This window comes from Gordonia oleivorans, from assembly GCF_040044975.1.
In the GTDB taxonomy this organism is placed as follows: Bacteria; Actinomycetota; Actinomycetes; order Mycobacteriales; family Mycobacteriaceae; genus Gordonia; species Gordonia oleivorans.
Genome location: NZ_JBDZDI010000001.1, coordinates 191,432 through 217,267, shown reverse-complemented (window position 1 = coordinate 217,267; position 25,836 = coordinate 191,432). Strand labels below are relative to the sequence as shown.

Below are 25,836 nucleotides of genomic sequence, written 5' to 3'. Positions count from 1 at the left end.
CGCATGCCGCAACAGGTGATCGTCACGGCCAAGCCGAGTAGCCGAAAGGGGCCGCTGGTCGAGACCGGACCCGATGGTGCGATCACCATTTTCGTGCGGGAACCGGCCACCGAGGGCAAGGCCAACAAGGCCATCGCCGAACTGCTCGCCAAGCACCTCGGAGTCCCCAAGAGTCGCGTTGCCCTGGTCGGCGGTGCCACGTCCCGCACCAAGCGGTTCCGGGTGAGCTGAGCGGTGGACGCCACCCGGGCGCGGGCGATGGCCGCCGACGAGATCCTTCATCGGCGCTGGGGCGAGGTGGGCTTCGGCGACCTGGATGACGACGAACGTGAAACCCTCGCCCTGTGGTGGTTGGAGGCAGACACCGCCAACGGAGGTTTCGAGCAGTTCCTGTGGAACAGTGCGGGTGATCTTCTCCCGATTGCGCTGTCCGGTCTGCGGCGAGTGGGTGCCGAGGGCACCCTGACCGCGGTCACCGAGGCCGTCGCCGTCCTCGGACCGGACTATCCCGCCGATCGGATGGTGCGCGACGCCGTCCTGGCCGACCTGGTGACACGGCTCGGCCAAGACACCTACGATCACCTCTTCGACGAGGTGACCGACATCATCGCCGACAACGTCGACAATTTTCTGGAGACCGCGCTTCTCGAACTCGCCGACCGCTACGGCGTGTCCGTCGACTGACCGCTCGCCGCGGAGGCCTCAGACCGCGCCGGCGAATCCCTGCTGACGCCACGCCTCGTACACCGCGATACTCGCCGCGTTGGCCAGGTTGTGTGACCGGCGCCCGGCCAGCATCGGGATCCGGATGCGATCGGTGACCTCGGGTTCGTCCAGCACCTCGGCGGGAAGTCCGGTCGGCTCCGGCCCGAACAGCAACACGTCGCCGGGCGCGTACTCGACGTCGGTGTGAAATCGCTCGGCATGCGCCGTGAACGCGAACACCCGCTCCGGCTCGAGGGCGGTCCAGGCGGTCTCGAGATTCGGGTGGACGGTCACCGTCGCCATCTCGTGGTAGTCCAGCCCGGCACGTTTCACCTGGGCGTCCGACATGGAGAAGCCCAGCGGTTCGATCAGATGCAGTTCGCAGCCGGTGTTGGCGGCCAGCCGGATCGCGTTACCGGTGTTCGGTGGGATGCACGGCTGGTAGAACATGATGCGGAACATGGGATCCCATTGTGCCGGGCGCGTCGTACCCGGTGACCGTCAGAGCCCCGTGAATCCGGTGTTGGCGCCGCACAGGACCACGCACAGGGTCGAATCATCATCGGCCGCAACAACTCCCGTGGTGACAGCGGCGACCGCGGTGGCGGTGCCGTGCTCCACGACGATGCGGAACCGTTCCCACAACATCGTCCGGGCACTGATGATCGCGGCGTCCGGCACGACGACGCTGTCCACGGCCCGCCCGGCGATACTCGCCCAGCAGATCTCGCCCACCTGGGTGGCGCCCAGCGAGTCGGCGGCGACGCTGTCGAGGTCGACGTCGACAGGCCCTCCGGCCGCGATCGCCCGATGCAGGCAGGAGGCACCGACGGGTTCGGCACCCACGAGCCGATCGCCGGGCCGCAGTGTGGCCGACATCCCACCCAGCAGGCCACCGCCACCGACACACACGACGGTGGTCAGCGGGCCGTCGACGTCGTCGACGAGTTCGAGGCCGATGGTGCCCGCCCCGGCCACGATGTCCGGTCGGTCGTAGGCGTGCAGCGCCAGTGCGCCGCTCTCCAGCGCCATCCCGGCGGCCGCGTCGGCGGCATCCTGGTAGCGGGAACCGATCAGGTGGACCGTCGCGCCGAGGGCACGCAGTGCCGCGACCTTGACCGCGGGTGCCGACTCCGGGACGACGACCGTGCACCCGGTGCCGGCGAGGCGGGCCGCCCAGGCGGCGCCGATCGCGGCATTACCGCCCGAGGCCACGAGGACGCCGGCCTCCGGGAGCCGTCCCTCGTCGCGTGCACGGATCACCGCGTTGACGCTGCCGCGCGGTTTGAAGCAGCCACCGATCTGGGTGAACTCGAGCTTGAAGACCACCGGAACCGGCCCGCGGCCGGTGTCGAGCTCTGCGCGGAGCAGCGGAGTACGGCGTACCGTCCGCGCGATCCGCGACTGCGCCGCGCGGACGTCGTCCGGCGTCACCGCCGCGACCATCGATGCCGACATGCCCAGAACGCTACCGCCGGGCCGGGCGCCGCCGCACAGGTGGAACAATGGTCGCCGTGAGTGCGATACGACTGGACGGCAAGGTCACCCGCGACGAGATCTTCACCGACCTCAGCGCCCGGGTCGAGAAGCTCCATGCGGCCGGCGTACATCCCGGGCTGGGGACCATCCTCGTGGGCGACGATCCCGGATCGCAGTCCTACGTCAAGGGCAAGCACGCCGACTGCGCGCGCATCGGTGTGGACTCGATCCGCAAGGATCTGCCGGCCGACGCCACCACCGACGAGCTCAACGCCGCCATCGACGAACTGAACGCCGATCCGGCCTGCACCGGGTACATCGTCCAGCTGCCGCTGCCGGCACACCTCGATGAGAACGCGGCGCTCGAGCGCATCGACCCGGCCAAGGATGCCGACGGTCTGCATCCGATCAATCTCGGCCGACTGGTCCTGGGCAAGGAGTCGACTCTGCCGTGCACGCCGCGCGGGGTCATCCACTTGCTGCGCCGCTACGACATCCCGATCGCCGGTGCCCGGGTGACCGTCATCGGTCGTGGCGTGACGATCGGGCGGCCCATCGGATTGTTGCTCACCCGCCGCAGCGAGAACGCCACCGTGACGCTGTGCCACACCGGCACCCGCGACCTCGCCGCCGAGGTGTCGCGCGCCGACATCGTCATCGCCGCCGCCGGGGTTCCCCACCTGGTGACCGCCGACATGGTGAAGCCGGGCGCCGCGGTCATCGACGTCGGAGTGAGCCGCACCGATGACGGACTCCGTGGAGACGTGGCACCCGACGTGTGGGAGGTGGCCGGTCATGTCTCACCCAATCCGGGCGGTGTGGGCCCCCTGACCCGGGCGTTCCTCCTGGTCAACGTCGTGGAGCGGGCGGAGGCGCAGCTCGCGGAGAAGCTCGGTCGATGACCGCCGACGCCACCGACCGGACCCGGCGGATTCACCGGGCGCGGATCGTCCGGGCGTGCATCGTGCAGATTCCGTATCTGCTGGTGATGCTCGGTGTGGTGGTGGCCGCGGGGTTGGTGCTCTTCGATCGTTGGCGGCGTGGTGCGTTCGTGTTCGGTTCCGCGCTCTTGCTGGGCGCACTTCTGCGCGCGCTGATTCCAACCACCAGGGTCGGATTGTTGCAGGTCAGGGGCCGGTTGTTCGACGTCGCCGCGATGGCGACGGTGGGTGGACTGATGCTGTGGCTGGCCACCTCGATCGACCCTTTGGGCACAGATTGATTACACTGGTGACCTCAGCGTGACATTCGGGGCCAAGAAGCGGCGCTCATCAGATCGAGAATGACACGGTCGTTAGCGACACTAAGTAGGGATTGGCATCTCATCCATGTTGGAGACCAACAGCCAGGGCACTGACGGCGACGCGACGTCGCTGGGTGTCTCGGTGGGCGAGGGGATGATCCATTACGTTCTGATGACCCTCGACGACGCCGGCCGGACCGATGTCACCTCACGCGTCTTCGATGTCGACCCCACCGACGGCCTCGACTCCGTCGGTCGCGTCAATGCCGGGATCGACCTCATGCTCGACGCGGCGCGGGCGGCCGATCGCCGGGTCGGACCGATCGGCGTCGCCGCCCGGACCGCCACGCAGCGCCGCCGCCTGCGCTCGGGCGGGTCGGGGACACGGCGACAGGTCTACCTGAGTTCCGACGAGGAGGCGGTGGCCGAATACCTCACCCGCACCGGCCAGATCGACCGCTTCACCGCCGTGGTGGTGGCCGACTGCGGTGACACCGGAATGTCGCTCTACACGGTGGATCCTGCTGCCGGGACGATCGCGTCGATCGAACGAACCGTGGTGATCAGTGGCCGTGCGCTGGATCGATCGCTCGCCGATCATGTTGCCGCGCAATCGGTCTCGATCGGCCGGGAGGCGCAGACGCGACGTGGGCGGGAGTTGCTGGTCGGTGCCTGCCGGACCGCCAAGGAGGAGATCGGCGACGCGGTACCCGCATCCGGTGCGGGTGGTCTGCGTCTGACCCGGGCGGCGGTCGCCGAGGCGGCCGCGCCGATGGTGGCGGATGCGCGTGGAGTGCTCACGCGTTACGTCTCCGCGGTCGGCCGGCACGGTCCGGCACCCGACGCGGTCGTCCTGGTGGGTGGCCTGGCGAATCTGCCGGTGGTCCACCAACTCGCCACCGACGTCGATCTGGAGGTGCTGGTACCGCCCTCCCCGGAGATCGTCGCCGCGACCGGCGCGGCGATGCTCGCCTCGTCGTCGGCGACCGGCGGTCTCGGCTTCATCGGCGGGCATCGCGGACCACGCTGGTCGCTGGCACCGGCGGCCCTGGTCGGATGTCTGATCGCCGCCGTCGTGATGGCCGCCGTCGCGGTCGGCGCAACGCTGTCCACCGGGGATTCTCCGGCGCCGACGTCCACGGTGGGTGCCGAGGAGGTCGCGACCACCGACTACACCGGGTGGACCTCGACGACGCGTTCGACGACATCCACCGCGATCAGCGCGGTGCTGCCGCCGCCGATCGCGCCACCGCCCGGCGGTCTCCAGTCGCCGGGCTGGGCGACGACCGAACTGCCGCAGACCACGATCTCGGCGACGACGCTGACGCTGGTGCCGAACACGCCGAGCGCCACCACCACCAGTCCGGCACCGAGCACCACGACCCCGACAACGCCACCGCCACTGCCGATTCCATCGCAATGGTTGCCGCCGGGACTGCTGCCGCTCATGCCGCCGCAGACGAGCACCCCGGCGCCGAGCACGCCGGATCTGACACCCTATCCCGTCCCGGCGCCGCGGCAGCAGGCCGTGCCGTCCGCTGCGCCGACGACGACCACCCCGGCCGGCTGACCCGACTCGACGGCTGCGGCCGTGCCGATCGGCGACGATCAGCGACGCGCGAGATCCACTGTGCGCTTGAGGAGATCGGCGATGGCGTCGAACTCGGTGAGGAAACCGTCGTGGCCCTTGTCGGACCGGATCACCTGCAGACCGCCCACGCAGTTGCCCAGGCCGTCGGCGAGCTCCTGTTGTAACCGCAACGGGTACAGGCGATCCGAATCGATACCGGCGACGATGATCGGTACCTGACACGACCCCAGCGCCGCGGCGATGCCGCCACGGCCGCGTCCGACGTCGTGATGGTTGAGAACCTCGCTCAGCACCACGTAACTGCCCGGATCGAAACGTTCGATGAGCTTGTCCGCCTGGTGCTCGAGGTAGCTCGCGATCGCGTATCGCCCACCGCGCAAGGGGTTTTCACCATCCTGCGCAGAATCGCCGAACCGCTCGTCGAGTTCCAGTTCATGCCGATAGGTCAGATGCGCGATACGACGCGCGATCCCCATGCCGATCATCGGTGAGCGGCCGGTGCCGTGATAGTTGCCGCCCTGCCAGTCCGGATCGGACGTGATCGCCGCGATCTGCGTTGTCTGCGTGCCGATCTGATCGGCGGTGGCGCGGGCACCGACCGCGAGCACCAGCGCGGTACGCACCTTGTCGGGGTAGGTGATGGCCCACTCGAGCGCACGGGCCCCGCCCATCGAGCCGCCGAGAACCGCACCGATGCTGCGGATGTCGAGCGCCTCGAGGAGGGCGGCCTCGGCCCGAACCTGATCGAGCACGGTGATCTGCGGGAAGCGTGAACCCCACGGCCGCCCTTGGGGATCCGGCGAGGACGGACCGGTCGAACCGCGGCAACCGCCGAGCACGTTCGCCGAGATCACACACCATTCGTCGGTGTCGATCGCCGCACCCGGACCGATCAGGCCGTCCCACCATCCGGGGGAGGGCTGCTCGTCGGTCGCTGGTCCGGTGACATGGGAATCACCGGTCAGCGCGTGCAGGGTGAGGACGACATTGTCGCGTCCGGGTGACAACGTCCCCCAGCGCTGGAACGCCAGGGTGACGTCGTCGAGCACCTCTCCGTTGTCCAGAGCCAACGACCCCACCCGCATGCGGACCATCTGCCCGTCGGGAACCTGCTCCCACTCGGGTTGATGCGCCGCGGAGGCCTGGGGGTCGATGCTCACCGACACGGGGTGTGTGCTCCTGTCTCGAGTCCGGATTACTGTGCGGCGGCGAAACCCTGGGCGAGGTCGGCCAGGATGTCGTCGATGCCCTCGATGCCGACGGCCAGGCGGACCAGACCGGGGGTCACACCCGCGGCCAGCTGCTCCTCGGGGGTGAGCTGACTGTGGGTGGTCGAGGCGGGATGGATGACCAGCGAACGCACATCACCGATGTTGGCGACGTGGCTGTGCAGCGTCAGGGCCTCCACGAAACGCTTACCCGCGTCGACACCGCCGACGATCTCGAAGCCGATGATCGCGCCCTGGCCCTTGGGTGCCAGTTGCTGACCGCGCGCGTACCACGGCGACGACGACAGGCCGGCGTAGGCGACCGAGGAGACCTGCGGATGGTCGTTGAGGAACTCGGCGACGCGCTGTGCGTTGGCGACGTGCCGTTCGATGCGCAGGCTCAGGGTTTCCAGGCCCTGGGCGAGCAGGAAGGCGTTGAACGGCGAGATCGCCGCACCGGTGTCACGCAGCAACTGCACGCGGGCCTTGAGGGCGTAGGCGGGTGCGCCGAGATCGGCGAACACCGCGCCGTGGTAGCTCGGGTCGGGGGTGGTGAAGCCCGGGAACAGGTCGACCCCGTCACGCTGCACCCGCCAGTCGAAGGTGCCGCCGTCGATGATCACGCCGCCGATCGCGGTGCCGTGTCCACCGATGTACTTCGTCGCCGAGTGCACGACGATGTCGGCGCCGTGCGCCAGCGGGTTGAGCAGGTACGGGGTGGCGACAGTGTTGTCGACGATCAGCGGCACACCGTTGCGGTGCGCGACCTCGGAAATGCCTGCGATGTCCAGGATCTCGTTGTTCGGGTTCGAGACCGACTCGCCGTAGAAGGCCCGGGTGTTGGGGCGCACGGCCGCCTGCCACGACTCGAGGTCCTCCGGGTCCTCGACGAAGGAGACCTCGACGCCGAGCTTGGGCAGCGTGTAGTGGAAGAGGTTGAAGGTGCCGCCGTAGAGCCGCGGGCTCGACACCACGTGCCCGCCGTTCTCGACGATGTTGAGGATGGCGTAGGTCTCGGCGGCCTGCCCCGACGCGACGAGAAGTGCGGCGACACCGCCCTCGAGAGCGGCCAGGCGCTGCTCGACGACGTCCTGGGTCGGGTTCATGATGCGGGTGTAGATGTTGCCCGGCTCGGCCAGCCCGAACAGGTTGGCGGCGTGGGTGGTGTCGTTGAAGGTGTACGACGTGGTCTGGTAGATCGGCAGCGCGCGAGCGTTGGTGGCGGCGTCGGCGCTCTGACCCGCATGGATCTGTTTGGTCTCGAAGCTCCAGGTGTCCACAGGATTCACGGTGCCGTCGTTGGCTGCGTCAGACATGGAAATAGATCACTTTCTACGGTCGGCAGGGTTACTGGAACCCTGATGGGGTCCGACCTTCGGACCCGCGCTTGCCGGGGACACACTGCGTCGTCCCACAACCCGGTCATCACCCGGAGCACCCCACCGCGGTTGGAGGGTTGCCGATCAGCAAGCCGGGGCTTGTCGCTGATGCTCATGACCTGGCGACAAGGATATAGCACGGCCACGCCGGGCTGATAACCCTCCTGCTCACCATGGTTGGAACGGTGGCGGGCGTGGTGGCCACCGAAACGGCACCGCGCGGTGCGCTCGAGAGCGCGGTGGTGTCCTCCGGCCGGAGGAATTGTGGATCGTGAGGCCGGTTTTCGATATCCACTACTGGACATCGGCCTACGCTGCACGCTATGGCAGGGTTCGGGGACCGACGTCGCATTCGACTCGCAGCTCTCACGGTCGGCGTGGGCGCGGTGGCGGCATCGCTGGTGACGGCGACATTTCTGGGGCGTGGGGTGGCGCTCGCGCAGGAGAGCGATTGCGCGCCCGGTGCGGTCTTCACCGTCGGGGGAACGTGGAACACCGACGCGAGTTACCTGGTGGGGATCGAGCAGCGATACACCGGGCACGGGCCGCAGTGGCAGGAGCTTACCAACAGTCCCTACTCGGGCGAAGATGCTTACGACATCATCCCGGTGCCGTATTCGGCAACCATCTGGCCGCTGGGAGCGGTCGGCTACAACGCGAGCGAGTCCGAGGGAAGGGCGAACCTGGAGCAGGCCGTCGCGACGTATCAGCAGAGCTGTCCCGACAGCAAGATCGTCATCGTCGGATACTCCCAGGGTGCGCGTATCGCCGGCGACGTCCTCACCGACATCGGTCAGAACCGCCCGCTCGAGGACGGTACCGTCATCGATTCGAGCAGGGTCACCGGTGAGCTCTACTCCGATCCCCGGATGGTGGGAACCCTGTGGGGGCAGGGCATCGAATCGGCCCTCGTCGGGGTCATCCCCGGCCTGACCATGTCGGGTCCGCGTAGCGGCACCGATTACGGCGGCCTGCCGGTGACCACCTACTGCATCGAGGGCGATCCGATCTGCGACCTACCGGATGTGCTGCACGACCCGATCGGCGTCGTCGACGACTTCTTCGGGTACTGGGTCAAACACAATCAGTACCCGTATCACATGTATCAATACCCCGGCGACTACGTGATCTGGGATTTGGGGCCGGTCGACGGTGAGATGACGTGCACGCAGACCGGCACCCTCGAGAATGTGCAGACGTGCACCATCTCGTCGCCGTCGTCGTCGGCCATCATCGTGCAGAACCTCGTCGACGCGCTGGGCCTCGACTGGTCGGTGCCCGATCTGCTGCCGTACCGGTTCCGGTTCCCGGACATCATCGGCATCACCCTGTCCGACTTCCAGGTCCCGATCCGCTGGGTGATGGACTGGCTGCCACCGCTGCCGGAGCTGGGTTACGGCGCCTACCTCCCGAATCTGTTCGACTTCCAGGACATCCTCAACGGTGTGCTGCAGTGGGATTCGGCACTGTTCAAGCAGGGTGTGGTGGCGCTCGCGGCGAGTGCGACGAGCATCGTGCTGCTGCCGGTGAACTTCGTCCGGTACTGGGCCGAGCGGATCGTCGAGGGCATCACCACGGTGCCGTGGGGCCCCGACTCGGCATCCCAGACGACGGCATCCCAGACGACGGCATCGCAGACGATTGCGGCGCTGTCCTCGTCGCCGGCGTCCGCGAGGTCGTACGGCGTCAGCACGCTGTCGGCGGGGGAGACGCAGGAAGAGGCCGAGGGCAGCGGCGACGCGCAGACCGATGGCACTCCGGGAAGCCTCGGCGGCGGAACGCAGGTACCGGAAACATCGACGTCGGATTCACCGGCGACGCCGGTGACCACCGTCGACACCACGCCGTCGGCCACGCCCGAGCCCACCGGCGGCGCCACGCCGTCGGTCACGCCCGAGCCCACCGGCAGTGCCACGCCGTCGGCCACGCCCGGGCCCACCGCTGACCCGACGCCGTCGGTCACTTCGTCGCCCACGCCCGAGACCACGGGCAGCGCCGTGCCCACCGCCGACGGTGCAGCCGTCGACGCCTCGAAGGAACCGGTCGGCGTCGGCTGACCCGACGACGCCCGCCTCGGGCGCTCGGCTCCGTGCGGCGCGCGCCGTTTGCCATGTGAACGACCTCACGCCGCCGAATGGGAATCCTCGGCGCCCGCGCGGTGGTTGGTGGACCTATGCCCGAGTCCGTCCACACGCCTGCCGACTCCGTCGTCGAGTCCTCCTCACCCTCGGAGACCTCGGCGAGCGCGCCGCCCTCGCCCGCCCGTCCGATCCGGTGGGCGATCCTGGCGATGGCTCTCGGCGGGTTCGGCATCGGGACGACCGAATTCGTCGCCATGGGCCTGCTGCCCAACATCGCCCATGCGATGTCGGTGAGTGAACCCAGCGCCGGCATCGTCATCTCCGCCTACGCCCTCGGTGTGGTGATCGGCGCACCGCTCATCGCCGCGCTGACCGCGCGGATGTCGCGACGCACCCTGCTGATCGCTCTGATGGTGGCCTTCACCATCGGCAATGCGGCGACGGTGGTGGCCCCGACGTTCGGTCTGCTCATCGCGGCGCGGTTCGTCGCGGGTCTTCCGCACGGCGCGTACTTCGGGGTGGCCGCACTGGTCGCCGCCCACCTGGCCGGACCGCGGAAGCGGGCCGCGGCGATCGGTCAGGTCATGCTCGGGCTGGCCGTGGCGAATGTCGCCGGGGTGCCGATGGCCGCGTGGCTCGGTGAGCACTTCGGCTGGCGTAGCGCGTTCGTGGTCGTCGTGGTGGTCGGCGTGGCGACGATCGGTGCGCTGGCGATGAATCTGCCGTCGCTGCAGGACATGCGCGTCACCAATCCGATGACCGAGCTCGGCGCGCTGCGTCGACCGCAGGTGTGGTTCACCCTGTTCATCGGCGTCGTCGGATTCGGCGGCATGTTCGCCTTCTACACCTATCTGAACACCGCGTTGACATCGCTGGCCGGGCTCCCGGTGTCATTGGTGCCGATCGCGCTGATGCTGTTCGGTCTCGGCATGGTGGTGGGCAACATCGTCGGCGGCATCGCCGCCGACCGCAACGTCGCGCTGTCGATCCTGGTGGGACTCACCGGCACCGGACTGGTGCTGCTCCTGTTCGCGCTCCTGGTGCAGAACGTGTGGGCGGCCCTGATCCTGACGTTCTTCGTCGGCGTCGGCGGTACCTCGATGGTGCCGGCGCTGCAGACCCGGCTGATGGATGTCGCCGAAGATGCGCAGACGCTGGCGGCGGCGCTCAATCACTCGGCGCTCAACATCGCCAACGCCGCCGGCGCCTGGCTGGGTGGTGTGGTGATCGCGGCCGGATACGGCTACCGCGCCCCGTCGATCCTCGGCGCCGCCCTGGCGGTGGCGGGAATCGTGGTCCTGGTGGCCGCGCTGGTGGCGCAGCATCGTCGGGTGCGCGGCATCTGGATGCAGAGCCGGCAGACCTCACCCGCCGAGACGGTGTGAATCGCGGACCCGGGGGTCAGACACGGGGGTCAGACACCAGTGGCGCCGCCTGTCGGACAGGCGGCGCCACTGATATGCGTTGAAGTCTGATGCTCGGGGAATCCCGGCGACTCAGCCCACGTCCGGCGGGGTCGCGACGATCTTGGCCATGTACAGCTGCTCGCCGAGCTTGTCCATCAGTTCGAGCTGGGTCTCGAGGTAATCGATGTGGTGTTCCTCGTCCTTGAGGATCTCCTCGAACAGCTTCGCCGAGGTAATGTCACCCTTGCTGCGGCACAGGGCAATTCCCGGCTTCAGCCGGTCGACCACCTCGAGTTCGATGGCGAGGTCGGATTCGAACTGCTCGCGCAGGGTCTGCCCGATGCGCAGCGGCAGCAGCTTCTGATAGTTCGGCAGACCCTCGAGGAACAGAATGCGGTCGGTGAGGATCTCGGCGTGGGTCATCTCCTCGATCGATTCGGCGCGGGTCTTGCCGGCCAACTCCGTGAAACCCCAGTTGTCCTGCATCTTCGCGTGCAGGAAGTACTGGTTGATGGCGGTCAGCTCACTGGTCAGCTGCTCGTTCAACAGGGCGATGACCTCGTCATCTCCACGCATGACACAACTCCATTCGGCTCAAAGAATGATGAGTCGAACGGTAACACGACCAATGGCCCCATGTGAGTCATTCACATGAGGTCGAGCTCGGCGTGTGTCAGGCGGCGCTGGTGACGGCGGTCCTTTCGCTGAGAATCTCGGAGAGTCGTTCGAGGCAGGTTCCGCATCCTTCGCCGGCGCCGCAGCGGTCGCTGATGGCATCGACGGTCCGCGCACCCTGGGAGCAGTGCTCGTGGACCTCGTCCTCGGTCACCGCGCGGCAGATACAAACGAACATCGGAACTCACCTCATCTGACTGTTAGGTGAGGATTACATAAAACCCCGACGGTGCGCAAGGGTTGCCTAAAACCTTGGACCCAGTCCAGATTGGGATGTCGGAGCATCGACGTAGGGTGTGGAGCCGTGACAACCACGATCACCACCGTCAACGTGAACGGCATCCGGGCGGCCACCAAGGCGCGATCCGAGATCAACCCCGGCCTGCTGACCTGGCTCGATTCGGCAGATCCGGACATCGTGCTGCTCCAGGAGATCCGGGCGAGCGAACAACAGGCGCGCGAGGCGCTCGGGCCGGCGCTCGATCGGGGATGGCAGCTGACGATGACCGAATCGGTGGTCAAGGGCCATGCCGGGGTGGGAGTGATGAGCAAGGTCACACCGACGGCGGTGCGGACGGGCTTCGGCAGCGCCGAGTTCGACCCGACCGGGCGCTACCTCGAGGCCGACTTCGCCGACGGCGTCGGATCCGGAGCGGGACCACTGACCGTCGGGAGTCTCTACCTCCCCAAGGGGGCGGCGGCCCCGACGCCGTCGAGTACCGACAAGGAGGCCGCGAAGTTCGAGGAGAAGAAACGCTTCCTCACGGAGTTCGGCGACTACCTGACCACCGCGGCACGACGCCGCCGCGACGTCGTGGTCGGCGGCGACTGGAACATCGCCCACGCCGAGTCCGACATCAAGAACTGGAAGGGCAATCTCCGTAACCCCGGGTTCCTGCCCCACGAACGGGAGTGGGTGGCGCACCGCCTCGGATCCGGCTGGGTCGACGTGCTGCGCGAACTGCATCCGGGCGTCGACGGCCCGTACAGCTGGTGGTCGTGGCGGGGCAAGGCCTTCGACAACGACTCGGGGTGGCGGATCGACTATCAACTCGCCAATCGGGCCCTGGCCCGGCGGGCGGTCAAGGCGTTCGTCGACCGCGCCGACTCCTACGACCGCCGCTGGTCGGATCACGCGCCGGTCACCGTGATCTACGAGTGACCGGGTTTGAGAGAATCTGGTGTCATGAGTGACGTTTCGGAATCCGCCGCGCCGCGCCGGCGTGTGCTGTCGGGCATTCAACCCACCAGCGACTCCTTCCACCTGGGCAATTACCTGGGCGCGGTCAAGCAGTGGGTAGAACTGCAGGACGAGTTCGACGCGTTCTACTTCATCCCCGACATGCACGCGTTGACCGTCGAGTTCGACCCGAAGACCCTCGCCGATCGCACCCGGCTGTCGGTGGCCCAGCTGCTCGCGGTCGGCGTCGACCCGGCCCGTGCGACGGTGTACGTGCAGTCCCACGTCCCCGAGATCGCGCAGCTGACCTGGGTGCTGCAGTGCATCACCGGATTCGGTGAGGCCGGTCGCATGACGCAGTTCAAGGACAAGAGCGCCAAGCAGGGCACCGACGCGACCGGCGTGGGCCTGTTCACCTACCCGATCCTGATGGCCGCCGACATCCTCGCCTTCGACGTCGATTTCGTCCCGGTGGGAGAGGATCAGCGTCAGCATCTGGAACTGACCCGTGATCTCGCACAGCGCTTCAACAAGCGCTTCGGGAAGGCCTTCGTCGTCCCGCGGGCGCACATCGTCTCCGAATTCGCCAAGATCTACGACCTGCAGAATCCGACGGCCAAGATGAGCAAGTCCGCCGACACCGACAAGGGTCTGATCAACCTCCTCGACGACCCGAAGCGCTCGGCGAAGAAGATCCGTTCGGCGGTCACCGACACCGATTCGGTCATCCGGTTCGACCCGGCCGAGAAGCCGGGTGTGAGCAACCTGCTGACCATCCAGTCGGCGCTCAGCGGGGTGGGCGTCGACGATCTCGTCGCCAAGTACGAGGGCAAGGGGTACGGCGACCTCAAGGTCGACACCGCCGAGGTACTCGCCGACTTTGTGACACCGCTGCGTGGCCGCGTCACCGAATACCTCGACGACCCTGCCGAACTCGACGCCATCCTGGCACGGGGCGCCGGCCGGGCCCGCGAGGTCGCGGCCGCCACGCTGGCATCGGTATACGACAAGGTGGGGTTCCTCGCGCCTACGGTGGGGGAGTAGACCCGCCGTCGGTGTAGTCCACGCCCGGCGGGTCGCGTGATCGCGGAGCGTGCGCTCCGGACCGAGGCGGAGGGTGGCACACATGGGTGCGATGATCGACCGGATCAAGCGACTGATCGCGCTCGCGCAGCAGCAGTTCGCCGACGCGCGCCGACGATGGCCGTGGCTGGAGCACCTGATCGCGATGCATCAGCGATACACCACCCGGCGCGGCAACCTGTATGCGGCGAGCATCAGTTTCAACGGCATCCTGGCGCTCGTCCCGATCGTGATGGTGGCCTTCGCGATCGCCGCCTTCGTCCTGGCCAGCCGGCCCGACCTGATCGACCAGATCCAGGAGGCGGTGGTCAAGGAACTGCCCGGCGAACTCGGCAGCCAGGTCGAGCAGGTCATCGATTCCGCGATCGCCTCACGCACCGCGGTGGGCGTCGTCGGACTTCTCGGTGCCGCGCTGACCGGCATCGGCTGGATCGCCGGGGTCCGAGCGGGGATGACCGAGATGTTCGGCGGGCGCCTGAATCGTAATGCTCTGGTGTCCAAGGGAACCGACCTGCTGACCTTCGCGCTCCTCGGGGTCGCGTTCGCGGTGACGATGGCGTTCACCACGTTGGCCAACGGCGGCGGCATCGTGTCGACGATCCTGCGCTGGGTCAAGGCCGATGACGCCGCCTGGGCGCCGGTGGTGGTGCGTGGTGTCGCGGTGGTGATCTCGGTGCTGGCCAGTTGGTTGTTGTTCACCTTCGTGCTGTCGCGATTACCGTTGGTGCCCTTGCCCTTCCGCAACACCCTGAAGGCCGGCCTGATCACCGCCATCGCCTTCGAGATCGTCAAGGCGGTCGGCGGGATCTACCTGAAGTCGGTGCTGAGCAGCCCGGCCGGGGTGGCGTTCGGGCCCATCCTGGGCGTGATGGTCTTCGCCTACCTGGCCTCTCGCATCATCCTGTACGCCACCGCGTGGTGCGCGACAGATCCGGTCAACGCCCCGTATCAGGTGGCCGACGAGGTCGACCCGGCCGAGCAGGCCGTCGTCGTCCGCCCCACGGTGGAGGTGAACCCGATGCCCCGCGCCGGCGTGGTCGCCGGGGCCGCGGCGTTCGGCACGCTGGTCGGCCTGGCGCTCAAGAGGTTTCGCGACTGATCGGCGCCGCCGGTCATCAGCCGCGGCGGCGGACCATCATGCGCCGGGCGGCGGCCACGAGGGCGACGACGGCCAGCGCCGCGACGAGTCCGATGAGCAGGCGTGTCGATGTGCTCCGGTTGGTGGCCGGGTCGGAGAGGCTCGCATTCTGCGGCGCCGCACCGGCGGTGGGGCTTGCCGACGCCGGCCGGTCACCGGCCACCAACTCTCCGACGCGGATTCCCGTAGGGGACCGGAATCCGTAATCGAGAAGCGACGCGCCCTGGGTCCAGTAGTTGTCGTCGGCGGTGGACAGCCCGTACATCTGCACGATCAGGATGCGACGATCCCCCTGCTGTGCGGCCCCGACGAAGGTCTTCAGGGCGTCGTCGGTGTACCCGGTCTTGCCGCCGAGCATGCCCGGATAACCCTCCAGCAGAAGGTGATTGGACGTCTGCATCTCATATCCCGGGTGGTCGGTGTCGCCGGGGACATCGGCTCGGGCCGGATAGCCGGGGAAGAAGTAGGTCGGCTTGGCGATGATCTCGGCGAAGGTGGCGTTGTCCATCGCGGCGCGGAAGATCAGCGCGAGGTCATAGGGTGAGGTCGACATCCCGGCGGCGTCGAGTCCGGACGGGCTTGCCGCGCGGGTGTCGAGGGCGTGCAGGTCGCCGGCGAGCGTGTTCATCTTCGTCAGCGCCGCGTCCACGCCGCCGAGTTGTCGGGCCAGCGCATTCGCGCAGTCATTGCCCGACACCACGATGAGACCGCTGAGCAGATCGCGGACGGTGTAGTGCCCGCCCGGTCCCATCCCGCAGGAGTCGCCCTCGGCGCTCCAGTCCTCGACGGTCGGCTCCACCACGCGGTCGAGGTCGAGTCCGCTGTCGAGGACGGTGAGCGCGAGCAGCACCTTGATCGTCGACGCCGGCCGATAGCGGCCGTGCGGGTCCTTGGCCGCGATGACCGCTCCGGAGTCCATGTCGGCGACCAGCCAGCCGGCCGAGGTGAGCCGATCGGGCACCGGCCCGGCCGCCGGATCGGCGATCACCCCGCAGCCGGCGAGCGCGTCGCCGCCCACGGTCTCGGTCGGGACCGGCAGCGGGGTGGGCGCGGTCGAACCGGGTGCGACGACCTCGGAGGTGTCCACCGCCGGTGGCGTGGCGACCCGGTGCGGGCAGTGATCGGTCACCGGTGTGGCCACCGGGTCCGCGAGGGCGGGAGCACCGGACAGGCAGGTCACCACGGCGGCGACGGCAAGGGCCAGGAGGCGGTGGCGCGAGGTCACCGGTGGGAGGTTACCAGCGGTGACCTCCCACCGGCGGTCCGGTGTAGACGGATCGGCACCGTCGTCTCAGGGTGGTCGTCTCAGAGCAGGGTGTAGGCCTCGGTCAGCACCGTCCGCAGGATCTGCTCGATCTCGTCGAACTCGGCTTGCCCGGCGATCAGCGGCGGGGCCAGCTGGACAACCGGGTCGCCCCGATCGTCGGCGCGGCAGTAGAGACCGTTGTCGAACAGCGCCGAGGACAGGAAGCCGCGCAGGATGCGCTCGGACTCGGCGTCGGAGAAGGTCTCCTTGGTGGCCTTGTCCTTGACCAACTCGATGCCGTAGAAGTAGCCCTCGCCGCGCACGTCGCCGACGATCGGCAGGTCGTGCAGCTTCTCCAGCGTCGCGCGGAACGCCGGGGCGTTGGTCTTGACGTGATCGTTGAGCCCTTCGCGTTCGAAGAGATCGAGATTGGCCAGGGCGACGGCCGCCGACACCGGATGTCCGCCGAAGGTGTAGCCGTGCGGGAAGGTGGTGGAACCGTCGTTGAACGGTTCGAACAGTCGGTCGCTCGCGATCATCGCGCCGATCGGCGAGTATCCCGAGGTCATGCCCTTGGCGCAGGTGATGATGTCGGGTTGATAGCCGAAGTCCTCGCAGGCGAACATCGACCCGATACGGCCGAACGCGCAGATCACCTCGTCGGAAACCAGCAGCACGTCGTATTCGTCGCAGATCTCGCGCACCCGCTCGAAGTATCCCGGCGGCGGTGGGAAGCACCCGCCCGCGTTCTGCACCGGCTCGAGGAAGACCGCGGCGACGGTGTCGGGGCCCTCGAATTCGATGGCCTCGGCGATGCGGTCGGCGGCCCACCGGCCGAACTTCTTGGGATCGGCGGCCAGTTCGGCGTCGGGTGCGCGGTAGATGTTGGTGTTGGGTGCCCGAAAACCGCCCGGGGTCAGTGGCTCGAACATCTGCTTGAGGGCGGGCACGCCGGTGATGGCGAGTGCTCCCTGCGGGGTGCCGTGATAGGCGACCGAACGGGAGATCACCTTGTGCTTCAACGGTTTACCGACGAGCTTGTAGTACTGCTTGGCGAGTTTCCAGGCGCTCTCGACGGCCTCGCCGCCGCCGGTGGTGAAAAAGACCCGGTTGAGATCGCCCGGCGCGTAGGCGGCGAGTCGCTCGGCGAGTTCGATCGCCGGCGGGGTCGCATAGGACCACACCGGGAAGAAGGCGAGCTCCTTGGCCTGCTTGGCGGCCGCCTCGGCGAGTTCGGTGCGACCGTGCCCGGCCTGGACGACGAAGAGTCCGGCGAGGCCGTCGAGGTAGCTGCGGCCGCGGTCGTCGAAGATGCGGACGCCCTCACCCTTGGTGATCACCGGCGGGGCGATGCCCTCGCCGTGCCGGGCGAAGTGTCCCCACAGGTGTGCGGCGCTGCGTTCGCCCCACGAACTGGAGCCGGCGGATTGCTGTGCGACTGCGGTCATCGTGTACCCCAATTGTATTGCTGTTTGACAAGTTTCAGATAGACGAGCGTTTCGGTGGCGGTCACCTCGGGATGGCGGCGCACCGTCTTGTTGAGGATCGACAGGAGGTGATCGTCGTCCTCGCACACGACCTCGATCAGGATGTCGAACGACCCTGCGGTCAACACGACGTAGTCGATCTCGGCGTGGTCGGCCAGTGCGCGGGCCAGCGCCTCGGTGTCCCCGGTGCAGCGGATGCCGATCAGCGCCTGGCGCGAGAAGCCCAGCTTCAACGGATCGGTGACCGCCACGATCTGCAGCAGACCGCTGTCGCCGAGCTTCTGGACCCGGTTGCGGACGGCGGCCTCGGAGAGGCCGACCTCTTTGCCGATGGACGCGTACGAACTGCGTCCATCGGCCTGCAGGAGCTCGATGATGCGTTTGGCGGTGTTGTCCAGATGTGCGGGTGGTGTGTCAGGCACACGACGATCCTGACGGATTTCGTGGTTTGTCGCAACATTTTCTGATGATTTCGCAATCAGGATTCCGTTGGCTGTCGCGAATCCGTTGTCTGGCCGGTAGTATCGCCGTCGTGCCGAACACCGCAACCGTCCCGTCCGGCTGGGTCGCCGGAGCAGCCGTACCGGGCTCCGGTCCCGACCACGTCGTCGTCAATCCTGCCACCGACGAGGCCCTGGCGACCCTGACTCTGGCGAGCCCCGACGACGTCGCCGCCGCGGTGGCCGCGGCTCGTGGCGCCCAACGGGAGTGGGGCGGTGCGACACCCGCGGAACGGTCGGAGGTCCTCGCCGCTCTCGCCGACGCGCTCGATGCCGAAGCGGAGTCGCTGGCGGCGGAGGAAACCGCGCACACCGGCAAGGCGATCAGGCTCGCCCGCGAGTTCGACGTGCCGGGCAGCGTCGACAACGTCCGGTTCTTCGCCGGTGCCGCACGGCACCTGGAGGGCAAGGCGTCCGCGGAGTACTCCGGTGATCACACCTCGAGCATCCGGCGTGAGCCGGTGGGGGTCATCGGGTCGATCACCCCGTGGAACTATCCGCTGCAGATGGCGGTCTGGAAGGTCCTTCCCGCGCTGGCCGCCGGATGTGCGGTGGTGCTCAAACCCGCCGAACTGACCCCGCTGACCACCCTGACACTGGCGCGGCTGGCCACCGGGGCCGGCGTGCCCGACGGCGTGCTCAACGTCGTGGTGGGCACCGGCGCGCAGGCCGGTGCCGCGATCGCGGGCCATGCCGGCGTCGACATGGTGACCTTCACCGGCTCGACGCCGGTGGGCCGCATGGTGATGGCGCAGGCTGCGCGCAACGGTACGCGCGTACAACTCGAACTCGGCGGGAAGGCGCCCTTCGTGGTCTTCGACGATGCCGACCTCGACGCGGCGATCGCCGGTGCGGTCGCCGCGTCACTGATCAACGGCGGGCAGGACTGCACCGCGGCCACCCGGGCCATCGTCGCCGCCGATCTGTACGACGACTTCGTCGCCGGGGTGGCCGAGGCGATGTCGACGGTGGTGATGGGCGATCCGACCGACCCCGCAACGGATCTGGGTTCGCTGATCTCGCGGACGCATCGCGACAAGGTCGCCGGCATGGTGGAGCGGGCACGCGCCGACGGCGCCCGCGTCGTCGTCGGCGGCGTCGTCCCGGAGGGGCGTGGCGCCTTCTATCCGCCGAGCCTGGTGGCCGACGTCGCCGAATCCTCGGAGATCTACCGCGACGAGGTCTTCGGTCCCGTGCTGACGGTCTCCTCGTTCACCGACGACGACGATGCGATCCGCCGGGCCAACGACACCGTCTACGGCCTGGCGGCCTCGGCGTGGACCCGCGACGTCTACCGGGCGCAGCGGGCGTCGCGCGAGATCCACGCCGGCTGTGTGTGGATCAACGACCACATCCCCATCATCAGCGAGATGCCGCACGGTGGTGTCGGCGCCTCGGGATTCGGCAAGGACATGTCGATGTATTCGCTCGAGGAGTACCTGTCGGTCAAACATGTCATGAGCGACATCACCGGCGTCGTCGACAAGGACTGGCACCGAACGGTATTCGCCAAGCCCGGGCGCGCGGTCCGATGACCTGGGCAACGCGGCCGGGCCGCCGCGCGGTCGAGATGGTCGCGCAGGCGTCGCCGGAATCCTTCTGGCTCGACCGGCCGGAGCGGCCCGCGGCGCGTGACCGGCTCTCCGACGAGGTCGACGCCGATCTGCTGGTGGTCGGGGGCGGATTCACCGGGTTGTGGACCGCGGTCACCGCGGCCGAACGCGACCCGGGCCGCCGCGTGGTCCTCGTCGAACGTGACCGGATCGCCGAGCACGCCTCCGGGCGTAACGGCGGATTCTGCTCGGCCAGCCTCACTCATGGCATCGGCAACGGTCTGGAACGCTTCGCCGACGAGATGCCGACCCTGACGCGACTGGGACGCGAGACACTCGACGGCATCGAGGCGGCGATGGACCGTCTGGGTATCGACGCCGACGCCGAACGCACCGGTGAACTCGACATCGCCAACTGCGACTGGCAGGTCGACGGACTTCGTGAATTATCATCTGCGGCAGCATTTCTCGGACAGGAACTGACCATGCTGCCGGGCCCTCAGGCCCGCGAGCGGGTGAACTCGCCGATGGTGCGTGCCGCGGTGCACGACCCGGATGTGCTCATGCTCGATCCGGCCAAGCTGGCGTGGGGCCTCGCCGAGGCGGCGCAGCGTCTGGGCGTGCGCATCTACGAGGGCACCGAGATCACCGGGATCGGGCGGGAGGGTGAGTGGCTGCTCGCCCAGACCGGTTACGGTGATGTGCTGGCCCGCCGGATCGTGCTGGCGACGTCGGCGAGTCCGTCGGTCCTGCGCCGGTTACGCCTGTTCACCGTCCCGGTGTGGGACTACGCCCTGATGACCGAACCGCTGACCGCCGAGCAGCGTGCGTCGCTGGGCTGGGCCGGGCGCGAGGGACTGGCTGATTCCGGACCGAGGTTTCACTACTTCCGGCTCACCGCCGACGACCGGATTCTCTTCGGCGGCTGGGATGCGTTGTATCACTACGGTTCCGACGGGGCGCGGCGGCACGAATTCGAGCCGGGGGAGTTCGCGATCCTGGCCGAACATCTGCTGCAGTTCTTCCCGCAGCTCGAGGGTATCCGCGCCACCCACACCTGGGGCGGTGCGATCGACACCTGTTCACGGTTCTGTGCGTTCTGGGACCGATCCTTCGGCGGCCGGGTGGTCAGCGCGGTCGGCTTCACCGGGCTCGGGGTCGGCGCCTCGCATTTCGCCGCGGCGACCGCGCTGGACCTCGTCGACGGCCTGGAGACCGAACGCACCGCTCTGAACATGGTGCGGTCCAAGCCGATTCCCTTTCCGCCGGAGCCACTGCGGTGGGCCGGGATCACCATCACCCGCCATCAGCTGGCGCGCAGCGAACGGCGTGAGGGGCGTCGTGGCGCATGGCTGAGCGCGATGGACAAGCTGGGGCTGGGCTTCGACAGCTGAACCTCAGACCCGTCGGAGATCGGCACACCCGGCGACGACCACCTCGACCCACCGGCGGATCGCCGTCGCGGCCAGTGGACGCGTGATCTGTTGCGCCCGTGCGACATCGGCTCGGATACCGGCGGGTCCGTCGGGACCCAGAGCGCTCTCGAGTTCACGACGGTACTCGGGGACCCCGAGCCACTCGTCGAACAGGGCGGTGTCGACCTCGAGGTGGAACTGCACGCCGTAATGCGGTCCGTGCCGGAACAGTTGATGAGCACAGAGCTTCGACGACCCGAGAAGTGTTGCGCCACCGGGCAGGTCGAAGGTGTCGTAGTGCCAGTGCATCGCCGGGATGGTGGCGGTGCCGGCCCACACCGGATCGGTGGCGGCGTCCGCGGTGAGGGTGACGTCGGCGATCCCCAGTTCCGGTTCCGGACCGGTCCGCACCGCCGCGCCGAGCGCCCGGGCGAGCAGCTGCGAGCCCAGGCAGACTCCCCAGATCGGGATGCCGGCGGCGATCGCGTCGGTCAGAAACGCGATCTCGGCGTCGATCCAGGGGAGGGTCGGGCCGTCGTTGGCACCCATCGGACCGCCCATCACCAGGATCGCGTCGAAGTCGGTGGGATCGTCGGGCATCGGTTCGCACCAGGAGCGCACCGTGCGGACGTCGGCGACCTCGTCGAGCCCGGCCAGGTAGGCTCCCGGCGACTCGCACTCGGCGTGGCGGAGTTCGAGCACCCGCACCCGGGTCATGCCCCCGTCCGCGGGATGACGATGACCGGCGCGGTCGTCCATCGCAGGATGCGGGCCGCCGTACTGCCCAGGAACACCCGGTTGGCCGCGCCGAGGTGCCCCGAACCGACGGCGACGAGATCGTTCTGGTCCCACTCGAGATTGTCCAGCGCCTCGTCGAGGGTCGGGCCGTCGGCGACGAGCACCTCGATGTCCAGGTCGGCCTCGACGGCCGCGCGGGTGTGCTCGAGGAGGTCGCGGGCCACCTCGACCTGCTTGGCGCGTGCCGCGCGGGAGGTGTCGTCCTCGAACGGCGAATCCAGCGACACCAGCGACACCAGACGCAGATCGAGATGTGCCGACTCCGCCAGTTCGATCGCGAACGGCAGCGGATCCGATGCCGACGGCCGGACCGGCACGGCAACGGTCACCATGTCCAGGGCGACCTCCGAGCGGGTGGCATATCCGCGCGGCGCCAACGCCACCGGCAGCGGTGCCGAGTGCAGCAGTTCGGTACTCACCGTTCCCAGGTTGTGCCGACTGAACAGGCCGTCCCCGGTGCCGCCCACCACGATCAGGTCGGCCCCGTTCGCCTCGGCGATCTCGATCAGTCCGGCGGCGAAGGACTCGTTGACGGTGACGATCGCCCGGGTCTCGATGTCGTCGGGAACCAGAGTCGCCCCCTCGGCCAGCCACCGACCCGCCTGTTCCTCGAGGCGGGCCTCATACTGCTCGAGTCCGGGGGAGCCGTCGTAGGGAACGGGATGCACCACGCACACCAGGTCGATGGACGCGCCGGTCTTACGGGCCAGCGCCGCCGCGAGTGCGACCCCGTCGTTGCCCGACGGGGTGGCGAGATAGCCGACGACGAGACGTCCACGGCAGGCCGACGACCGCGCAGGGGTCGCGGTGTCGGGGGCCGGGCTCTCGGGAGCCTGGCTCTCCGGGGTCGGGGACGATGGGGTGTCAGTAGACATCGGGAACCTTCACTTCGGTGTTCGCGGTCAATGTCTTGCCCTGGAAGAACTCTCGGCGCTGGGCGAAGCACGCCAGCATCAGCGGGACGCCCAGGACGAGCATGCCGACGCCGAGGATGAACACGCCGCCGATGGGGCCCACGGAGGTGTAACCGTAGTCGGGCTGGACCATGTCGATGGCACTCTTGACGAACGCCCAGGTCATCGCGATCCCGCCGAGGAGCGGAAACAGGCCGCGCATGAAGAAGTTACGGGCCGAGTCGAACAGGGTGCGGCGGAAGTACCAGACCGAGGAGTAGGCGGTGATGCCGTAGTAGAACGCGACCGCCAGCCCGAGCGAGGCGATCGAGTCGGCCAGGGTGTTCTGGCTCGCGATGGACAGGACCAGGTAGAACACCAGCGCGGACACACCCATCACCGCGGTGCCGAAGGCCGGGGTCATGTAGCGCGGATGGATCTTGGAGAACCGATCCGGGATCGCCTTGTACACCGCCATCGACAGCGAGCCACGCGCGGTCGGCAGGATCGTCGACTGGGTCGAGGAGATCGCCGAGACGCTCACCGTCAGCAACAACGCCGATGCCATGATGCCGCCGGCCACCGGCTCACCGAGGATGGTGAGGACGTCGTCGACGTTGTCCTCGTTGTTCAGCCCGATGCCGGTGTCGCCGAAGCCGGCGAAGGACTGGATGGCGTAGGCGACCAGCACGTAGGTGGCCACCAGGATCACGCAGGTGATCACCGCCGCACGCCCGGGGGTCTTTTCCGGATCCTTGGTCTCCTCACCGACCGCGAGACACGCGTCCCAGCCCCAATAGATGAAGATGCACAGGATCACCGCCGCGGCGATCTCCGACTGACTCAACCCGCCCGGCCACAACCAGTTCCATTCCGGTGAAATCGCCTGCGGCCCGGCCGTTCCCAGTCCCACCTTGACCAGCGCGATGACGCTTGCCAGCACGAGCACCCCGAACTGGATGAACATCAGAGCCACCAGCAGCCGTTCGCTGATGACGATGCCCCGGATGCTCACCCAGGTCATGCCGGCGATGAAGACGCAGCCGAGCAGTACCTTGATCCAGAGGGTGTCCGCCAGCGACTCCAGGCCGAGGAACTCCAGCAGATAGACCGCTGCGATCTCGGCGACATTGGCCAGCACGATGATCGCCGACACCGCCAGACCCCACCCGCCGATCCACCCGATCCACGGTCCGAAGGCCTTGGTTCCCCAGGTGAAGGTGGTGCCACAGTCGGGGGTGTCGCGCGAGAGTTCCCGGTAGGCGAAGGCCACCAGCAGCATCGGGATGAACGCCACCACGAACATCGCCGGCGCCTTGGTGTGTACCGCGGCGACGACGAAGCCGAGCGTGGCGGCGAGGCTGTACGCCGGCGCCACCGCCGACAGCCCGATGATCACGTTGCCGACGAGGCCGATGGAGCCGGCGCGTAGTCCCTTGTCGCCGCCCTGGAGCTCGGCCTGAACACTCTCGGTCATGTGCTACTCCCACCTTGCGTGCGCATGCAGGGACTCAGACTAAGGTTTCCGTTGCCGACGCGCAGCGCTATCGCGGAATCAGTGGTTTCGAGTGAATAATATCCCGATATCAGTGACCGTTGGCGATCTCTGATCGGGATTTACTCACACACGGCCATCGCTCGGTCGCCCTGTGCGGTGTCCTCGGCGACGGTGGCGTCCCCGCGGGTGATGGCGCATGCCGCGTACTCGCCGCCGCTGACGAAGACGACGCGGACGATGGTCTCGGCATCATTGGGGATGTAGGTCAACGTCGCCACGTGGTGTCCGCTGTCCTCGTCGACATCGGTCAGGGGCACGTCGAACTGATGCCGGGGACGGCCGGCGGAGTCGTACCAGAGCAGTTGCTCGTTGATCTCGGTGTCCGAGGTGAGCGTGATGGTCACCGGGTCCGGTGGTTGCGCTGCGGCGTGTGGTGGGGAGCCGAGGAAGCTCATGAGAAGGACGGCTGCGAGCAGGGCGGTTCCGCGGGTGATCGTGTGTGTCATGCCGGGTTGGACGCAGCCCGAGCGCGATCGGTTCCATCCGATCCGGTTGTCCACAGGCCGGCAAGAACGGTGCTGGTCTCGCAAGCTGTCCGGTCCATACTCGTCGCCATGATCAAGGAGGCGCCCTACCATGACATCCATGACCAGCGAGACCTGGACCCTGCCGCGGGGCCGCGAACTGACCCGCGCGGATCTCGACGCGGCTCCTGATGACGGCTGGCGCTACGAACTCATCGACGGGGTCCTCATCGTGAGTCCGGCTCCGCGGCCGCGACATCAGCGTGCCATCCGCGATCTCTTTCTTCGTGTGCATGCGGCCTGCCCGGCCGACCTCGAGGTGCTCTTCGCCCCACTGGACGTGATCCTGTCGGAGAACACCGTGATCCAGCCCGATCTGCTGGTCGCGCCGCGTGCGGCGTTCACCGACGACGGACTTCCCGGACCGCCGGTGCTGGCCGTCGAGGTGCTCTCACCGTCGACGCGGGGGGTGGACCTGCTGCTGAAGAAGGAACGGTTGCAACGCGCCGCCTGCGCCCACTACTGGGTGGTCGATCCCGACGAGCCGTCGATCCTCGCGTGGGAACTGATCGACGGTGCCTACCGCGAGGTCGGGCGGGTCACCGGGGAGGACACGTTCACCGTCGAGCGGCCGTTCCCGGTGAGCGTGGTCCCGGCCGAACTCGTCGGCTGAGCCCGAGACACCACATCTCTCGAGACACAACGAAGGCCCGTGCCGTGCGGCGCGGGCCTTCGTTGGGGCTGCAGAGGTGGT

26 protein-coding genes and 1 riboswitch are annotated in these 25,836 nt (G+C 68.1%); of the genes, 13 read left to right on the top strand and 13 right to left on the bottom strand.

Going from position 1 to position 25,836, the window contains the following annotated elements; all coding sequences use genetic code 11:
* The first annotated feature begins 3 nt into the window (after positions 1 to 3).
* Positions 4 to 231: a DUF167 domain-containing protein gene (locus ABLE92_RS00940; RefSeq protein ID WP_348802631.1), complete on the top strand. Its 228-nt coding sequence runs from the start codon at positions 4 to 6 to the stop codon at positions 229 to 231.
* A 3-nt stretch (positions 232 to 234) separates the two neighbouring features.
* A complete protein-coding gene (locus ABLE92_RS00935) occupies positions 235 to 684 on the top strand; it encodes a DMP19 family protein (RefSeq protein WP_348802630.1) in 450 nt (149 codons plus the stop codon).
* A gap of 18 nt (positions 685 to 702) precedes the next feature.
* Here ABLE92_RS00935 and ABLE92_RS00930 read toward each other — a convergent pair whose 3' ends face one another.
* A complete protein-coding gene (locus ABLE92_RS00930; protein ID WP_348802629.1) occupies positions 703 to 1,167 on the bottom strand; it encodes a tRNA (cytidine(34)-2'-O)-methyltransferase in 465 nt (154 codons plus the stop codon).
* Between the two features lie 39 nt (positions 1,168 to 1,206).
* Positions 1,207 to 2,163 (bottom strand): serine/threonine dehydratase, encoded by a 957-nt coding sequence (locus ABLE92_RS00925; protein ID WP_348802628.1) that lies wholly within the window; start codon positions 2,161 to 2,163, stop codon positions 1,207 to 1,209.
* 56 nt (positions 2,164 to 2,219) lie between these two features.
* On the opposite strand from ABLE92_RS00925, the gene ABLE92_RS00920 reads away from it, so the two are divergent.
* The 3 genes from ABLE92_RS00920 (at position 2,220) to ABLE92_RS00910 (ending at position 4,997) form a co-directional block, all read left to right on the top strand.
* The gene (locus ABLE92_RS00920; protein WP_348802627.1) at positions 2,220 to 3,086 is read left to right on the top strand and encodes a bifunctional methylenetetrahydrofolate dehydrogenase/methenyltetrahydrofolate cyclohydrolase; all 867 of its coding nucleotides are present in this window, start codon (positions 2,220 to 2,222) and stop codon (positions 3,084 to 3,086) included.
* Positions 3,083 to 3,406, top strand: coding sequence for a DUF3017 domain-containing protein (locus tag ABLE92_RS00915; RefSeq protein ID WP_348802626.1), 324 nt, complete (start codon positions 3,083 to 3,085; stop codon positions 3,404 to 3,406). The genes ABLE92_RS00920 and ABLE92_RS00915 overlap by 4 nt, the downstream gene beginning before the upstream one ends.
* A 106-nt stretch (positions 3,407 to 3,512) precedes the next feature.
* Positions 3,513 to 4,997 (top strand): molecular chaperone, encoded by a 1,485-nt coding sequence (locus ABLE92_RS00910; RefSeq protein WP_348802625.1) that lies wholly within the window; start codon positions 3,513 to 3,515, stop codon positions 4,995 to 4,997.
* Between the two features lie 38 nt (positions 4,998 to 5,035).
* On the opposite strand, the gene metX is transcribed toward ABLE92_RS00910, so the two are convergent.
* Both metX and ABLE92_RS00900 read right to left on the bottom strand, forming a co-directional pair.
* Positions 5,036 to 6,184: a homoserine O-acetyltransferase MetX gene (gene metX, locus ABLE92_RS00905; protein WP_348802624.1), complete on the bottom strand. Its 1,149-nt coding sequence runs from the start codon at positions 6,182 to 6,184 to the stop codon at positions 5,036 to 5,038.
* A 29-nt stretch (positions 6,185 to 6,213) separates the two neighbouring features.
* Entirely contained in the window at positions 6,214 to 7,542 is a 1,329-nt protein-coding gene (locus ABLE92_RS00900; RefSeq protein ID WP_348802623.1) for a bifunctional o-acetylhomoserine/o-acetylserine sulfhydrylase, read from the bottom strand.
* A gap of 62 nt (positions 7,543 to 7,604) precedes the next feature.
* Positions 7,605 to 7,725, bottom strand: a riboswitch (SAM riboswitch).
* A gap of 203 nt (positions 7,726 to 7,928) precedes the next feature.
* On the opposite strand from ABLE92_RS00900, the gene ABLE92_RS00895 reads away from it, so the two are divergent.
* Together ABLE92_RS00895 and ABLE92_RS00890 are read left to right on the top strand one after the other, a co-directional pair.
* Positions 7,929 to 9,662, top strand: coding sequence for a cutinase family protein (locus ABLE92_RS00895; RefSeq protein ID WP_348802622.1), 1,734 nt, complete (start codon positions 7,929 to 7,931; stop codon positions 9,660 to 9,662).
* Positions 9,663 to 9,778: 116 nt separating this feature from the next.
* Complete coding sequence (locus ABLE92_RS00890; RefSeq protein ID WP_348802621.1) at positions 9,779 to 11,071, top strand: MFS transporter; 1,293 nt, start codon at positions 9,779 to 9,781, stop codon at positions 11,069 to 11,071.
* 111 nt (positions 11,072 to 11,182) lie between these two features.
* Here ABLE92_RS00890 and bfr read toward each other — a convergent pair whose 3' ends face one another.
* Both bfr and ABLE92_RS00880 read right to left on the bottom strand, forming a co-directional pair.
* Entirely contained in the window at positions 11,183 to 11,668 is a 486-nt protein-coding gene (gene bfr / locus ABLE92_RS00885; RefSeq protein WP_348802620.1) for a bacterioferritin, read from the bottom strand.
* A 97-nt stretch (positions 11,669 to 11,765) separates the two neighbouring features.
* A complete protein-coding gene (locus tag ABLE92_RS00880) occupies positions 11,766 to 11,945 on the bottom strand; it encodes a (2Fe-2S)-binding protein (protein ID WP_348802619.1) in 180 nt (59 codons plus the stop codon).
* A gap of 126 nt (positions 11,946 to 12,071) precedes the next feature.
* On the opposite strand from ABLE92_RS00880, the gene ABLE92_RS00875 reads away from it, so the two are divergent.
* From ABLE92_RS00875 to ABLE92_RS00865, 3 genes are all read left to right on the top strand, one after another.
* Positions 12,072 to 12,929, top strand: a complete 858-nt coding sequence (locus ABLE92_RS00875) for an exodeoxyribonuclease III (protein ID WP_348802617.1) — start codon at positions 12,072 to 12,074, stop codon at positions 12,927 to 12,929.
* A gap of 24 nt (positions 12,930 to 12,953) precedes the next feature.
* A complete protein-coding gene (gene trpS, locus ABLE92_RS00870; RefSeq protein WP_348802616.1) occupies positions 12,954 to 13,991 on the top strand; it encodes a tryptophan--tRNA ligase in 1,038 nt (345 codons plus the stop codon).
* 82 nt (positions 13,992 to 14,073) lie between these two features.
* Positions 14,074 to 15,129, top strand: a complete 1,056-nt coding sequence (locus tag ABLE92_RS00865) for a YhjD/YihY/BrkB family envelope integrity protein (protein WP_348802615.1) — start codon at positions 14,074 to 14,076, stop codon at positions 15,127 to 15,129.
* A 16-nt stretch (positions 15,130 to 15,145) separates the two neighbouring features.
* Here the strand turns inward: ABLE92_RS00865 and ABLE92_RS00860 are convergent, their stop codons facing one another.
* The 3 genes from ABLE92_RS00860 to ABLE92_RS00850 form a co-directional block, all read right to left on the bottom strand.
* The gene (locus tag ABLE92_RS00860) at positions 15,146 to 16,393 is read right to left on the bottom strand and encodes a D-alanyl-D-alanine carboxypeptidase family protein (protein ID WP_496560749.1); all 1,248 of its coding nucleotides are present in this window, start codon (positions 16,391 to 16,393) and stop codon (positions 15,146 to 15,148) included.
* Between the two features lie 80 nt (positions 16,394 to 16,473).
* Positions 16,474 to 17,862, bottom strand: a complete 1,389-nt coding sequence (locus ABLE92_RS00855) for an aspartate aminotransferase family protein (RefSeq protein WP_348802614.1) — start codon at positions 17,860 to 17,862, stop codon at positions 16,474 to 16,476.
* The gene (locus ABLE92_RS00850) at positions 17,859 to 18,323 is read right to left on the bottom strand and encodes an Lrp/AsnC family transcriptional regulator (RefSeq protein WP_348802613.1); all 465 of its coding nucleotides are present in this window, start codon (positions 18,321 to 18,323) and stop codon (positions 17,859 to 17,861) included. Before ABLE92_RS00850 ends, ABLE92_RS00855 begins: the two co-directional genes overlap by 4 nt.
* 110 nt (positions 18,324 to 18,433) lie before the next feature.
* On the opposite strand from ABLE92_RS00850, the gene ABLE92_RS00845 reads away from it, so the two are divergent.
* Positions 18,434 to 19,936: an aminobutyraldehyde dehydrogenase gene (locus ABLE92_RS00845; protein WP_348802612.1), complete on the top strand. Its 1,503-nt coding sequence runs from the start codon at positions 18,434 to 18,436 to the stop codon at positions 19,934 to 19,936.
* Positions 19,933 to 21,348, top strand: a complete 1,416-nt coding sequence (locus ABLE92_RS00840; protein WP_348802611.1) for an NAD(P)/FAD-dependent oxidoreductase — start codon at positions 19,933 to 19,935, stop codon at positions 21,346 to 21,348. Before ABLE92_RS00845 ends, ABLE92_RS00840 begins: the two co-directional genes overlap by 4 nt.
* A 3-nt stretch (positions 21,349 to 21,351) precedes the next feature.
* Here the strand turns inward: ABLE92_RS00840 and ABLE92_RS00835 are convergent, their stop codons facing one another.
* The 4 genes from ABLE92_RS00835 to ABLE92_RS00820 all read right to left on the bottom strand — a co-directional run bounded on the left by ABLE92_RS00835 (position 21,352) and on the right by ABLE92_RS00820 (position 25,064).
* Positions 21,352 to 22,086, bottom strand: a complete 735-nt coding sequence (locus ABLE92_RS00835; protein ID WP_348802610.1) for a type 1 glutamine amidotransferase — start codon at positions 22,084 to 22,086, stop codon at positions 21,352 to 21,354.
* Positions 22,083 to 23,042 carry a universal stress protein gene (locus tag ABLE92_RS00830; RefSeq protein WP_348802609.1) on the bottom strand — a complete coding sequence of 320 codons (960 nt, stop codon included), beginning with the start codon at positions 23,040 to 23,042 and terminating at the stop codon, positions 22,083 to 22,085. Before ABLE92_RS00830 ends, ABLE92_RS00835 begins: the two co-directional genes overlap by 4 nt.
* A complete protein-coding gene (locus tag ABLE92_RS00825; protein ID WP_348802608.1) occupies positions 23,032 to 24,537 on the bottom strand; it encodes an APC family permease in 1,506 nt (501 codons plus the stop codon). The genes ABLE92_RS00830 and ABLE92_RS00825 overlap by 11 nt, the downstream gene beginning before the upstream one ends.
* 140 nt (positions 24,538 to 24,677) lie before the next feature.
* Positions 24,678 to 25,064, bottom strand: coding sequence for a hypothetical protein (locus tag ABLE92_RS00820; protein ID WP_348802607.1), 387 nt, complete (start codon positions 25,062 to 25,064; stop codon positions 24,678 to 24,680).
* 130 nt (positions 25,065 to 25,194) lie between these two features.
* Between ABLE92_RS00820 and ABLE92_RS00815 the strand changes: the two genes are divergently transcribed.
* Entirely contained in the window at positions 25,195 to 25,755 is a 561-nt protein-coding gene (locus tag ABLE92_RS00815; protein WP_348802606.1) for a Uma2 family endonuclease, read from the top strand.
* Positions 25,756 to 25,836 lie beyond the last annotated feature (81 nt).